The sequence below is a fragment of the Sphingobium fontiphilum genome (assembly GCF_014196635.1).
GTDB classification, from domain to species: domain Bacteria; phylum Pseudomonadota; class Alphaproteobacteria; order Sphingomonadales; family Sphingomonadaceae; genus Sphingobium; species Sphingobium fontiphilum.
In genome coordinates this window covers 264,387-276,963 of the sequence record NZ_JACIEB010000001.1, presented here as the reverse complement: position 1 = coordinate 276,963, position 12,577 = coordinate 264,387, and the positions used below count along the sequence as shown (strand labels likewise).

At 63.3% G+C, this 12,577-nt stretch carries 13 protein-coding genes; 6 read left to right on the top strand and 7 right to left on the bottom strand.

What is annotated here, in order from left to right; translation table 11 throughout:
• Positions 1 to 85 precede the first annotated feature (85 nt).
• The 6 genes from sucD to GGR44_RS01145 form a co-directional block, all read right to left on the bottom strand.
• A complete protein-coding gene (sucD, locus tag GGR44_RS01170) occupies positions 86 to 970 on the bottom strand; it encodes a succinate--CoA ligase subunit alpha (RefSeq protein WP_183953611.1) in 885 nt (294 codons plus the stop codon).
• Between the two features lie 97 nt (positions 971 to 1,067).
• A complete protein-coding gene (gene mdh, locus GGR44_RS01165) occupies positions 1,068 to 2,030 on the bottom strand; it encodes a malate dehydrogenase (protein ID WP_183953610.1) in 963 nt (320 codons plus the stop codon).
• A 308-nt stretch (positions 2,031 to 2,338) separates the two neighbouring features.
• A complete protein-coding gene (gene zapE / locus GGR44_RS01160) occupies positions 2,339 to 3,451 on the bottom strand; it encodes a cell division protein ZapE (RefSeq protein WP_183953609.1) in 1,113 nt (370 codons plus the stop codon).
• Positions 3,448 to 3,882 (bottom strand): PaaI family thioesterase, encoded by a 435-nt coding sequence (locus tag GGR44_RS01155; RefSeq protein WP_221214231.1) that lies wholly within the window; start codon positions 3,880 to 3,882, stop codon positions 3,448 to 3,450. Before GGR44_RS01155 ends, zapE begins: the two co-directional genes overlap by 4 nt.
• Before the next feature lie 28 nt (positions 3,883 to 3,910).
• A complete protein-coding gene (locus GGR44_RS01150; RefSeq protein ID WP_183953607.1) occupies positions 3,911 to 4,699 on the bottom strand; it encodes a succinate dehydrogenase iron-sulfur subunit in 789 nt (262 codons plus the stop codon).
• Between the two features lie 90 nt (positions 4,700 to 4,789).
• Complete coding sequence (locus tag GGR44_RS01145) at positions 4,790 to 5,713, bottom strand: FkbM family methyltransferase (protein WP_183953606.1); 924 nt, start codon at positions 5,711 to 5,713, stop codon at positions 4,790 to 4,792.
• A 158-nt stretch (positions 5,714 to 5,871) separates the two neighbouring features.
• On the opposite strand from GGR44_RS01145, the gene GGR44_RS01140 reads away from it, so the two are divergent.
• Both GGR44_RS01140 and GGR44_RS01135 read left to right on the top strand, forming a co-directional pair.
• Entirely contained in the window at positions 5,872 to 6,987 is a 1,116-nt protein-coding gene (locus GGR44_RS01140; RefSeq protein ID WP_183953605.1) for a CDP-alcohol phosphatidyltransferase family protein, read from the top strand.
• Positions 6,984 to 7,412, top strand: coding sequence for an HIT family protein (locus GGR44_RS01135; protein WP_183953604.1), 429 nt, complete (start codon positions 6,984 to 6,986; stop codon positions 7,410 to 7,412). Before GGR44_RS01140 ends, GGR44_RS01135 begins: the two co-directional genes overlap by 4 nt.
• On the opposite strand, the gene GGR44_RS01130 is transcribed toward GGR44_RS01135, so the two are convergent.
• Positions 7,400 to 8,164, bottom strand: a complete 765-nt coding sequence (locus GGR44_RS01130) for a phosphocholine cytidylyltransferase family protein (RefSeq protein ID WP_183953603.1) — start codon at positions 8,162 to 8,164, stop codon at positions 7,400 to 7,402. The genes GGR44_RS01135 and GGR44_RS01130 overlap by 13 nt on opposite strands.
• 142 nt (positions 8,165 to 8,306) lie before the next feature.
• Between GGR44_RS01130 and GGR44_RS01125 the strand changes: the two genes are divergently transcribed.
• Genes GGR44_RS01125 through GGR44_RS01110 form a run of 4 tightly spaced genes read left to right on the top strand, consistent with a single transcriptional unit; the run spans position 8,307 to position 12,525 of the window.
• Complete coding sequence (locus GGR44_RS01125) at positions 8,307 to 9,626, top strand: lipopolysaccharide biosynthesis protein (RefSeq protein ID WP_343052281.1); 1,320 nt, start codon at positions 8,307 to 8,309, stop codon at positions 9,624 to 9,626.
• Positions 9,627 to 9,684: 58 nt separating this feature from the next.
• A complete protein-coding gene (locus GGR44_RS01120; protein ID WP_183953601.1) occupies positions 9,685 to 10,149 on the top strand; it encodes a Fur family transcriptional regulator in 465 nt (154 codons plus the stop codon).
• 37 nt (positions 10,150 to 10,186) lie between these two features.
• A complete protein-coding gene (dxs, locus tag GGR44_RS01115) occupies positions 10,187 to 12,106 on the top strand; it encodes a 1-deoxy-D-xylulose-5-phosphate synthase (RefSeq protein ID WP_183953600.1) in 1,920 nt (639 codons plus the stop codon).
• A gap of 2 nt (positions 12,107 to 12,108) precedes the next feature.
• On the top strand, positions 12,109 to 12,525 hold the full coding sequence (locus GGR44_RS01110; protein ID WP_183953599.1) for a DUF1493 family protein: 417 nt from the start codon (positions 12,109 to 12,111) through the stop codon (positions 12,523 to 12,525).
• The last annotated feature ends 52 nt before the right edge of the window (positions 12,526 to 12,577 follow it).

The following is a 12,577-nucleotide window of genomic DNA, read 5'->3' as shown; positions in this document are numbered from 1 at the left end:
CATCCCAACCCTGTCATGTGCAGCCATGACGCGGGGAAAGTGGCGGCCGGGGTGCAGCCCGGCCGCCATTCGAGCCAGATATGGCTCAGCCCTTCAGCACTTCGAGCAGCGTCTCGCCCAACAGCGACGGGCTGGCGGCAACCTTGATGCCGGCCGCTTCCATCGCGGCGATCTTGCTTTCCGCGTCGCCCTTGCCGCCCGAAACGATCGCACCGGCATGGCCCATGCGACGGCCCGGAGGAGCCGTGCGGCCGGCAATGAAGCCGGCCATCGGCTTCTTGCGACCCTTCTTGGCTTCATCGATCAGGAACTGGGCAGCCTGTTCTTCCGCGTCGCCGCCGATTTCGCCGATCATGATGATCGATTCGGTGGCGTCGTCAGCCAGGAACAGTTCCAGCACGTCGATGAAGTTGGTGCCGTTGACCGGATCGCCGCCGATGCCGACGGCCGTGGTCTGGCCCAGGCCCGCATTGGTGGTCTGGAACACCGCTTCATAGGTCAGCGTGCCGGAACGCGACACGACGCCGACCGAACCCTTGGAGAAGATGTTGCCGGGCATGATGCCGATCTTGCATTCGCCCGGCGTCAGCAGGCCGGGACAGTTCGGGCCGATCAGGCGCGACTTGCTGCCCGACAGGGCGCGCTTCACCTTCACCATGTCCAGCACCGGAATGCCTTCGGTGATGCACACGATCAGGGGGATTTCGGCGTCGATCGCTTCCAGGATCGAATCCGCCGCGAACGGCGGCGGAACATAGATGACCGAAGCGTCAGCGCCGGTTTTCGTCTTGGCTTCGGCCACAGTGTCGAACATGGGCAGACCGATATGGGTCGTGCCGCCCTTGCCCGGCGTGACGCCGCCAACCATCTGCGTGCCATAGGCCAGCGCGGTTTCAGTGTGGAAAGTGCCGGTGGCACCGGTCATACCCTGGGTAATGACCTTGGTGTTCTTGTTCACCAAAATGGACATGGAAGCCCCTCTCTTCATGGCGTGGCAATTCACGGTCCGGGATCGGTCCGCTCAGGCTGCGCACTTACCTGAGCGAACCGGTGCAGGTCGATTTGCTTTATGCCAGCGAAGGATCGATACCCTTGCAGGCGACCAGCAGTTCCTTGACGGCGTCGACCGAGACCTGAAGATTGGCCTTCGCCTCGTCATTCAGCGCGATCTCGATGACCTGCTCGACGCCATCCTTGCCGATGATCACGGGCACGCCGACATAGAGATTGTCGACGCCATATTGGCCGGTCAGGTGCGCCGCGCAGGGCAGCAGGCGCTTCTTGTCATACAGATAGGATTCCGCCATCGCGATGGCGCTCGTCGCCGGAGCATAAAAGGCCGAACCGGTCTTGAGCAGGGCAACGATTTCGCCGCCGCCCGAGCGGGTGCGCGCGACGATCGCGTCGATGCGCTCCTTGGTGGAACGGCCCATCGCGATCAGATCGGGGATGGGAATGCCCGCAACGGTCGAATATTCGACGACCGGGACCATGGTGTCGCCATGACCGCCCAGAACGAAGCTGTTCACTTCCTTCACCGACACTTCGAATTCTTCAGCGAGGAAGTGGCTGAAGCGCGCCGAGTCCAAAACGCCCGCCATGCCGACGACCTTATTGTGGGGCAGGCCGGAAAATTCGCGCAGCGCCCACACCATCGCATCGAGCGGGTTGGTGATGCAGATCACGAAAGCGTCGGGCGCGTTGTCGCGAATGCCTTCGCCGACCGCCTTCATCACCTTCAGGTTGATGCCGAGCAGATCGTCGCGGCTCATGCCCGGCTTGCGGGCGACGCCGGCGGTGACGATGATAACGTCGGCGCCCGCGATGTCGGCATAGTCGTTCGAACCGCTGATCTTCGAATCAAAGCCTTCGACCGGGCCGCACTGCGACAAATCCAGCGCCTTGCCCTGGGGAACGCCTTCAACGACGTCGAACAGGACGATGTCGCCCAGTCCCTTGAGCGCCGCCAGGTGCGCCAGCGTGCCGCCGATATTGCCAGCGCCGATCAGCGCAATCTTCTTACGGGCCATGTGCGTGTCATCCTCCAACCGGAAATTTGGAATTGCCGGTTCGCTTAAGCCCATACGGTTAAGGATTCAACCTGACATTCGTCGGAGGCATAAATTATCTTTGCAATTCATTCGCAATTGCATTAAATGCGCGAAACCCTGTGGCCGCGGACCGATCCCCTCCCCGCGACCGTCCCTGCAGAGGCCAACTGCCGGATGCCCCGCATCAGACGCTGGGCATCCGGCCCATTTCCAGCCTCTGGCTTTCCTCTCTTGCAATGGGATGACGGAAATAGCCTTGCAAAACGCTACAGGACAGCGGCTGCGGGCTATTTCGATCCGTGGCCCAGCGCCAGATAGTCGTCCGACTGCATTTCCATCAGTCGCGAAACGGTGCGTTCGAACTCAAACGCGCCATCGCCTGACGGATAGAGTTGCGCTGGCTCCGCGTCGGCGGACGCCAGCAGCTTGACCTTATATTCATAAAGCGCATCGATCAGCGTCTTGAACCGCGCCGCCTCGTTCCGCTTTTCCGGTCCCAGGACAGGAATCCCCACCAGGATGATGGTGTGATAGCGCCGGGCGACCGCCAGATAATCGGGAGCGCCCCGGGCGTCGACACACAAGCGCTTGAAGGAAAAGACAGCGACGCCCTTCAGGCTCTTTGGGACATGCAGCGTCCGTCCGCCCTGAACCTTGATGTCCTCGGCCGGCACATGGGCCCGATCCTCGACAGGGTAATCGGTCAGCCGGAAAAAGGCTGCGCTGAGCGCCGCCGTGGCTTCCGGGCCATTGGGCGAATGCCAAAGCGTCGCATCACCCAGCCGATCGAGCCGATAGTCCGTCGGCCCGTCGAGCGTCATCACATCCAGCCTGGCCTTGATGAGATCAATGAAGGGCAAAAACAACTGGCGGTTCAGGCCGTCCTTGTAAAGATCGTCGGGCGCGCGGTTGGACGTGGTGACGATGGTCACGCGCTTTTCCAGAAGGCCGGTGAACAGGCGCGACATGATCGCCGCATCGGCCATGTTGTTGACCACCATCTCGTCAAAGCAAAGCAGGCGCGCTTCGTCGGCCAGCGCCTCCACGACAGGGGGAATGGGGTCGCCCTTCTCGCCCTTGCGGGCCTCGGCCAGGCGAGCGTGGACGTCCAGCATGAATTCATGGAAATGGACCCGGCGCTTTCGCTGCACCTGAACAGTTTCGAAGAACAGATCCATCAGCATGGACTTGCCCCGGCCGACGCCGCCCCACATGTAAAGACCGCGCGGGGGCTCCGGCGCCTTGCGCAATAATTTCCAGAGGGTGGAACCGCGCGGCGGCGTTTCTTCCAGTTCGCGCTGGAGCAGGGTCAGCCTCCCGGCCGCCGCGCGCTGGTCAGGGTCGGCGCGCAGTTCGCCGGCGGCCACAAGCCCTTCATATCGGGTCAGAACAGCCGTCACTGCCGCCTGGAAGCCTTGCGAATTGTGGCGGCCGAAGCCGCTATCGGCTCCCCGTCCTGCCTGATCATCAGGCGCATGAACATCAAACGCCCGGTCTCGCGCAGCAATTCGACCTCGGCCATCACAGGCGGCCCGACGCGCCCGGCGCCCAGATATTGCATCGACAGGTCGATGGTCAGGCCACTGGCATGCTCCACATGTCCCATGGCGAACAGGCCGCCAAAAAAGGCGTGATCTGCAAAGGTGGCGATGAAACCGCCATGCAGATTGTCCTGCCTGTTGCGATGGCCGACCGCGGTTTCCAGGCCCACAAGCGCGCGATTGTCGCCATCAGCGCGGATATAGCTGCGCCCGATCGCCTGAAAGAAGGTGTTCGGAGAGGGTTCGGACCATATCGTCCATCCCGCCCATTGGCCATCAGGGACGGGCAAGCCTCCCGCAACACCATCGCTCACTGGATCAGAGCTGCCGTTCGACCATCATCTTCTTGGTTTCCGCAATCGCCTTGGCGGGCGACAGGCCCTTGGGGCAGACATTGGCGCAGTTCATAATCGTATGGCAACGATAGAGGCGGAAGGGGTCTTCCAGCTCATCCAGGCGCTCGCCGGTAAACTCGTCGCGACTGTCGGCCAGCCAGCGATAGGCCTGAAGCAGGATCGCCGGGCCCAGGAACTTGTCGCTGTTCCACCAGTAGCTCGGGCAACTGGTCGAGCAGCAGGCGCACAGGATGCACTCGTAAAGGCCGTCCAGCTTTTCGCGATCTTCGGGCGACTGGAGTCGCTCCTTGCCCGAAGGCGCGGGGCTCACTGTCTTCAGCCAGGGCTGGATGGAATTATACTGGGCATAGAAATGGGTGAAGTCGGGAACGAGATCCTTGATCACGTCCATGTGCGGCAGCGGCGTGATCCGCACTTCCTTCCCCGAACAATCCTCGATCGCGGTGGTGCAGGCCAGGCCGTTCTTGCCGTTCATGTTCATCGAGCAGGAACCGCAAATGCCCTCGCGGCACGACCGGCGGAAGGTCAGCGTCGCGTCATACTCATTCTTGATCTTGAGCAGCGCGTCGAGCACCATGGGGCCGCAATTGTCGAGGTCGATTTCGAACGTGTCGTAACGCGGGTTTTGCCCCGAATCAGGGTCATAGCGATAGACTTTGAACGATTTGACGTTCGCCGCACCGTCGGGCGCCTTGTGCACCACACCCTTGCCAGAGATCTTGCTGTTCTTGGGCAATGCAAATTCGGCCATGTTCCTGCCATCCCGTTGAGTCGTCGGCCCCGTCAACAATATAGCCGCCCCATAGTCAAGCATCGCACTGCAAAAAGCGCGGTTCGCCTGTCAGACCTTGCGCGCCAGATAGTCGAGCGCCTTGTGCCAGCCCCGGCGACCAAAATGGCGCCCGCCCAGCCCAACGAGATATTTTTGCAGCGCCGCCCGCGCCCGGTCCGGCAGCGTGTCCGCACAGGCGTCGAACAGCCAGGCGGCGACATCCGCCTTGCCATGGACCAGAAGCGCGATGATCGCTTTCAGCCCCAGGTCCGTGCCATTGCCGCCGCCGCCCGCCAATATGCGCTCGCGCAGAAGATCGTCGTTCAGCATGAAGGTCGCGTCGCAAAAGGCCACGCGACCGGCGCGATCCCCCATGCCAAGCCCCGGATTGACGATACCCATGGCGTTTCGATAACGATAGCGCTTGATCCTGCCGATATCGACGAGCTCCAGCCCCTTTTGCCGCATATGGCGGACCACATCCTCGAACCGGGTCAGTCCGGAATAGCGGTCGATGAACGACAATTCGATTTCGGCCAGGAACAGTGATCGCTCCAGCGTCTCTTCCGCCCCCGCCAGGATCGACCGTTCAAACCCCTGCACGTCGATCTTCATGACATCGACGGCGATGCCGCCCTGCGCCATCAAATGATCCAGCGTATCGGTCTGAACCGATATCGTCCGTTCGATCCGCGTATGATCGGGCTTGTCCCAGAAGCGGGCCAGCAATGGCGCATTGGGCTGCAAAACCGATGTCATCGAAATGCGCCGGGTGACGTTCAACGTCGCGGTCCCGGCCTGCTCGGCCAGAGCGAACGGGAAATAGCGGTTGGCATCGTCGTCCGGCTGCGGGTCGAGCGGATCGAACAACAATGCCTGCACATGACCGCGCACGGGCTTCCAGCGTCGGTGTATCCCGCCGGCCGACCCCACATCGGCAAACATGATTCGGAAATTTGGCGGCAGCGCCTGCGCGACCCTTGCAAGAGACATGGCTCTCCCCCCTTTTCGACCCCGGCCCACTCGTCGCTCCGATCGACGCGCTTGTAAAGCACGCAATACAAGGGGATGCCGCGATTGTGATTATGGGCCATTGCGCTAAATAGCGCCTACGCGCGGAACCCCCGCCAACAAGGACATAGACTGACGCGATGACGAGCATATTCCCCGTGGGCGCCAATGATACGCTGTTCTGGGGCATTACGACCCGGGAACGCATATGCCGCCTGGCGCGGGCCATGAAGATGCCCGTGGGCGAGGGCGGATCGGCTGACGGCTCCGTGCTGCTCGCCAGTTGCGCGCACGCCTTCGACCCCGCCTGGCTGCGCCATTTCGCCAAACGGCCGGGCGAGGTTCTGACGCTTGGCGGCGTGCCCGTGATCGCCCATTGCCGCACCGCGCCCGAACGCGCCGCCGCCGAAGCCGCCATGCGGGATGGCGCACCCCTTCCCGACGACACCGGCCTGACTGTCGTCGCGATGGAGGATGGCGCCAGCATCCTCAACGAACAGCTTCGCAAGCGCGAACAGCCCTTCGCCATGCCGCTGAATGTCCAGACGCTGCGCGCGGCCGAACGGGCGAGCTATTTCGGCGCCTATAAGGGCGTCACCGACCTGTTGACCAAATATCTCTGGCCCGAATGGGCGCTGGTGCTCACCCGCATCGCCGCGCGAATCGGCATGACGCCAAATATGGTGACGGCCATCGGCGCCCTATTGTGCGTGCTCGCCACCTTCGCCTTCTGGCATGGCCATTACTGGTCGGGCATGGCGATGGGGCTGGTGTTCATGGTGCTTGACACCGTCGACGGGAAGCTGGCGCGTTGCACCGTCACATCCTCCTATTGGGGGAATATCTTCGATCATGGCATCGACCTGGTTCACCCGCCCTTCTGGTGGGTCGCCTGGGGCGTCGGCCTCGCCGCCTATGGTCGACCATTAACCCCTGACGCGCTTTACTGGAGCCTGCTCGTCATCATCGCCGGCTATGTCGTCCAGCGTTTGATCGAAGGGGCGTTCATGCGCCTCTACAACATGCATATCCATGTCTGGGAAAAGGCCGATTCGGATTTCCGCCTGATTACGGCGCGGCGCAATCCCAACATGGTGATACTGTTTTTCGCGACGCTGGCCGGCCGTCCTGACTGGGGCCTTGTCGCGGTGGCGATCTGGACCGCGCTGTCGCTCGTCTTTCACGCGGTCCGGCTGGCGCAGGCCATGGTTCGGGCCCGCACTGCGCCCATCCGGTCATGGCTGGAACAGGCATGAACGACACCTTCATCAAATTTGGCTACCCCGCAACGCTGGTCGCGGAATTCGACCATTGGGTCGTCCTGCTGCGCCCGGCCCAGCCAACGCTGGGCGCGCTGGTGCTGGCTGCGAAATCCCACGCGACCGCTTTTGGCGACCTGCCCTCTGAAGCCCATGCCGAACTCAAGGCGGCGACATCGGCCATCGAAGCCGCGCTGACGAAGGCTGTCGGCCATGCAAAGATCAACTATCTGATGCTGATGATGGTCGACCCGCATGTCCATTTCCATGTGCTGCCCCGTTATGAGGGCGCACGGACGGCAGCAGGCCTGACGGTGACGGACGCGGGCTGGCCCGGCCAGCCCGACCTTGGCCAGGCGGTCAAACTGGACACCGGTCAGGTCGAGGCGATGACCGGCTGGCTCAGACCCTATTTCGCGTAGCGGCCCTCGGCCACCCAGCGAGCGGTCAGCGCGTCGGCGGCTTCGACATCCTGCGGGAAATCGACCTCCTGCCAGTCCATCCCCTCGATCGACACGGTGCCGACCCGGTTGCCCTTGGCAATGATGTCGATGGCGCGCAGATACCAGCGTTCAACGCCCTCGGGCGTGCGCATCATCTGGTCGATCTGGTTGCGGAAGATTGCCGGACCATCGCCGGTGAAGGCCAGCATGCCGATCGATTCGGCATTGGTGTCATGGGGCAGCAACCGCTTGCCGATGGCGTGCAGCCGGCCGGCATCGTCGCGGTTCACCTTCATATCATCATCGTCATAGTCGTCCTTGACGTCGACAGTGACCGTAATCGGTTCGCTCGCGCCAGCGATCAGCCTGGCCACGATCTCGTCCGAAATGATGGTGTCGCCGTTCAGGATGATGAAATCGCGGTCCATCTCTTCCCGCGCGATCCAGCAGGTGCCCAGATTGTCGGCCACCTGATAGAAAGGGTTGAACAACGTGCGGATGCGCGCGCCGGTGTCGCGGTAGAGTTGCAGCGCATGGTCCTCGACCCTTTCGGTGCGGAACCCCGTCACCACGACAATGTCGGTCACGCCGTTTGCGGCCAGAGCAGCGACCTGCCAGCTCACCAGGCTGCGCCCGTTGAAATCGATCAGGCATTTGGGGACGTCGCGGGTCAGCGGCAACAGGCGCGATCCCTGCCCGGCGGAAAGAATGATGGCTTTGCTAATGGTCATGGCGCGCGGCCATAGCCCAATGCGCGGCGCAAAAACAGGCCCCGTGCGCCCGACGCACAGCATGATTGCTCAAAGCCCCCGACCCGCCTAGACAATCGCCCGCCGGATGGGTCGGCAATGCCAAGCGAAAGATCGACATCGGGTGACGGGCGCGCACGCAACGAAGGGCGGCAAGGATGGGTTCAACCGTATCCTTGCCAACACCGCCTGGCTGCTGGGCGGCAAGGGCGTGGCGGCGGTGCTCAGCCTCGTCTATCTCGCCATCGTCACCCGCACCCTCGGCGTGGCCGACTTCGGCCGTTTCACTCTGGTGCTCAGCGCCGCAGCCGCCATTCGCACCCTGGTCTCCTTCGACAGTTGGCAGATCGTCGTTCGCTACGGCCAGAATCATATCAACCGCCCCGATGGCATGGGCGGCGACGCGATCAGCCGCCTGGTGCGATTCTGCATTGTCATCGACCTGGTTTCCGCGCTCGCGGGATGCGCGCTGGCGGCTATCGCCGTCCTGCTCTTTGGTCCGATGATGGATCTTTCGCCCGCCATGGCGTGGCAGGCGCTGGGCTTCTGCGCGGTGATGCTGCTCACCATCCGATCCTCGCCCATGGGCCTGCTGCGCCTGTTCAACCGCTTTGATGCAGGCACTTTGGCGGAAACGATGATCCCGATCGGCCGGATGATCGGCGCGGGCGCGGCGCTGTTCCTGATGCCCGGCATATCCGGCTTTCTGGCCGCCTGGGCGATGGCGGAACTGCTTTGCGCCATCACTTACTGGAGCCTCGCCCTGCGCGAAGCGCGCGGACGCATGGGGCCGTGGCGCGCGGGCCGCGCCATGGACGCGCGTCACGAAAATCCGGGAATCATGGGCTTTCTGACCGCCACCAACCTGCAAGTCACGCTGTCGTCGGTCGGATCGCAGGTCGCCGTCCTCATCATCGGCGCTTTCGTAGGGCCGACAGGTGCGGGCCTATATCGCCTCGGCTATCAGCTCAGTCAGGCGCTCACCAAGATTTCCGGCCTCCTGTCCCGCTCCATCTTCGTGGAGCTTGCGCGGGTCCATAGCGGGCATGGCGTGGACGAACTTCGCGCCCTGTTCCGGCGCACCAGCCGCCTGGCGATGATCGCCGGGGTCATCATCATCATCGTGATCGTGACGGTCGGAAAACCGATATTGGGCCTGGTCGCCGGCCCGGATTTTCTGGCGGCCTATCCCATATTGCTGCTGCTGGGCATCGGCGCCAGCATCGACCTGATCGGCGTCAGCTACCGTCCGCTCCTGATGGCGAGCGACAATGCGAGCCTGTCGCTGCGCATCACCATGTTCACGACCGGCCTGCTGCTGGCCTTGCTGTTCGCGCTGCTTCCGGTTTTTGGCACGGTCGGCGCGGCGGTGGCGTCGCTCGCCGCCTCCATCGTCGGCTTCGTCGCCATGGGCTGGGCCAGTCGCCGGGCGTTGCGCCCATGACGGAAGGATGGCCCGGCGGACACTTGCCCAGCACCGCCCGTCAGCCTAGATAGTCGGGATGGCAAGCCACCATCATCATCACATCGAACCGACCGGAGCCAATCTGGCGGACGCCGCGCGGCGGACGCTGGAAGCGCGTGACGAACAATGGACCCCGATGCGCGCGGCGATCTTCGATTCGCTCGCCGGGCAGGACAAGCCGGCATCGGCCTATGACATTGCCGACGCCGTCTCCAAAGCGCGGGGCAAGCGGGTGGCGCCCAACAGCGTCTATCGCATTCTCGACCTGTTCGTCAGCAGCAACGTCGCCGTGCGGGTGGAAAGCGTCAACGCCTATATCGCCAACGCTCATCCCGGTTGCCAGCATGACTGCATATTCCTGGTCTGCCGCCGTTGCCGGGAAGCAACCCATGTCGACAATGACCGCGTAACCGGCGATGTACGCGCCGTCGCGGCGCAGCAGGGCTTTCACGCCGAACGCCCGGTCATCGAAATTCTTGGCACCTGCGCCAAATGCGCCTGAGGCGGCCCAGCCTGCCCGCGCGGAGAAACGAGAAGCCATGACCGATCGTCCCACCACTCCGATGCTCGACCGCGTGACCTGGCCCGCTGATTTGCGCGCGTTGCGGCAGGAGGATTTGCACCAGCTTGCCGATGAACTGCGGCAGGAGGTCATCTCGGCGGTTGGCGTAACCGGCGGCCATCTGGGGTCGGGGCTGGGCGTGGTCGAACTGACAACCGCCATCCATTATGTGTTCGACACGCCGAACGACAAGCTGGTCTGGGATGTCGGCCACCAATGCTATCCGCACAAGATATTGACCGGGCGGCGCGACCGCATCCGCACCCTGCGCCAGGGCGGCGGCCTTTCCGGTTTCACCAAGCGCGCCGAAAGCGACTATGATCCCTTCGGCGCGGCGCACAGTTCCACCTCGATCAGCGCGGCGCTGGGCTTTGCCATCGCCAACAAGCTGGCGGGGACGCCGGGCAAGGGCATTGCGGTGATCGGCGACGGCGCCATGTCGGCAGGCATGGCCTATGAGGCGATGAACAACGCGCGCGATGCGGGCAATCGCCTTGTCGTCATCCTCAACGACAACGACATGTCGATTGCGCCGCCGGTCGGCGGCCTTTCCGCCTATCTCGCCCGTATCGTTTCCAGCCGCGAATTCCTGTCGGTCCGCGATGCCCTCAAGCGCCTTGCCCGCAAGCTGCCCGGCCCGCTGCACAAGGCGGCGCGCAAGACCGACGAATTCGCGCGCGGCATGGCCATGGGCGGCACCTTGTTCGAGGAACTGGGCTTCTACTATGTCGGCCCGGTCGACGGCCATAATCTCGACCAGTTGATCCCGGTTCTGGAAAATGTGCGCGATGCGGCCGAAGGCCCGTGCCTGATCCATGTCGTGACGCAGAAGGGCAAGGGCTACGCCCCCGCCGAAGCGGCCGCCGACAAATATCATGGCGTGCAGAAGTTCGACGTCATCACCGGCGCGCAGGACAAGGCTCCCCCCGGACCGCCCAGCTACACCCATGTCTTTGCCAGGGCCCTGATCGCGGAGGCCGAGCGCGATCCGACCATCTGCGCCATCACCGCGGCCATGCCTTCGGGCACCGGCCTCGACAAATTCGCGGAGCGTTTCCCCGAGCGCAGCTTCGACGTGGGCATCGCCGAACAACATGCCGTCACCTTTGCCGCAGGCCTCGCCGCGCAGGGGATGCGGCCCTTCTGCGCCATTTACTCGACCTTCCTGCAACGCGCCTATGACCAGGTGGTGCATGATGTCGCGATCCAGAACCTGCCGGTGCGCTTCGGCATCGACCGGGCCGGCCTCGTCGGCGCGGACGGATCGACTCATGCGGGCAGTTTCGACGTCACCTATCTCGCCACCCTGCCCAATATGGTGGTGATGGCGGCGGCGGACGAGGCGGAACTGGTCCACATGGTCCACACCTGCGCCGTCCACGACAGCGGCCCCATCGCGCTGCGCTATCCGCGTGGCAATGGCGTGGGCGTGCCCCTGCCCGAAACGCCGCAGCGGCTGGAAATCGGCAAGGGGCGCATTGTGCGCGAAGGACGGCAGGTCGCGATCCTGTCGCTCGGCACTAGGCTGGAAGAGGCGCTCAAAGCCGCCGAAACGCTGGAAGCGCGCGGCCTTTCGACCACCGTCGCCGACCTGCGCTTCGCCAAGCCGCTCGATGAGGCGATGATCCGCCGCCTGCTCGCGACCCATGAAGTGGCCGTGACCATCGAGGAAGGCGCGATCGGCGGCCTGGGCGCCCATGTGCTGACGCTCGCCAGCGACCTGGGCCTCATCGACACCGGCCTCAAACTGCGGACGATGCGCCTGCCCGACCTGTTCCAGGATCAGGACAAGCCCGAAAAACAATATGCCGACGCCCGCCTGGACGCCGCCGCCATCGTCGACACGGTGCTGACGGCCCTGCGCCACAACAGCGTCGGCACGGAGGCGCGGGCCTGAGGGTGGGTTGGGGTCCGCTGGCATTCGTGCCCGTCATTTTGGGCGCAATTGGCATCGGAGCTTTTATTTGGGAGAAACGCCGCACTCGTTGCCTGACCGCGAAACGACAAGGCATGTCACCATCAGCGTTGCTGGACTGGCTGATTGCGGCGGGGATTTCAGAGCCAGTAGCTGATTTCGTTTGGGATGCTCTCGGCCGCTATTATGGCGAGGGTGATATTCCTCCTCACCCCGACGATGATCTGAGTGAAGATGCGGGCATCGATCCGGAAGATATTGAGGATTTCGTTGCAGCCTTCTTTGACGACTTCAGTTTGCCGCAACCCAGCAAAAATGATCCCGAAATCATACCCAAGCCACTGACCTTGGCAGGCTTTGCGCAATATCTTCAAAGCAAATTGGGCGAGACGACAGCCTGACTGACGTCCCGCCCAGATGCTTGGCAAACCCTGCCATGTTGCGTCAACAACG

Coding starts and splice junctions, on each gene's coding strand:
- GGR44_RS01150 (WP_183953607.1), bottom strand. CDS start 4,699: ATGGCCGAATTTGCATTGCCCAAGAACAGCAAGATCTCTGGCAAGGGT.
- mdh (WP_183953610.1), bottom strand. CDS start 2,030: ATGGCCCGTAAGAAGATTGCGCTGATCGGCGCTGGCAATATCGGCGGC.
- GGR44_RS01135 (WP_183953604.1), top strand. CDS start 6,984: ATGAACGACACCTTCATCAAATTTGGCTACCCCGCAACGCTGGTCGCG.
- dxs (WP_183953600.1), top strand. CDS start 10,187: ATGACCGATCGTCCCACCACTCCGATGCTCGACCGCGTGACCTGGCCC.
- GGR44_RS01140 (WP_183953605.1), top strand. CDS start 5,872: ATGACGAGCATATTCCCCGTGGGCGCCAATGATACGCTGTTCTGGGGC.
- GGR44_RS01120 (WP_183953601.1), top strand. CDS start 9,685: ATGGCAAGCCACCATCATCATCACATCGAACCGACCGGAGCCAATCTG.
- GGR44_RS01145 (WP_183953606.1), bottom strand. CDS start 5,713: ATGTCTCTTGCAAGGGTCGCGCAGGCGCTGCCGCCAAATTTCCGAATC.
- GGR44_RS01130 (WP_183953603.1), bottom strand. CDS start 8,164: ATGACCATTAGCAAAGCCATCATTCTTTCCGCCGGGCAGGGATCGCGC.
- sucD (WP_183953611.1), bottom strand. CDS start 970: ATGTCCATTTTGGTGAACAAGAACACCAAGGTCATTACCCAGGGTATG.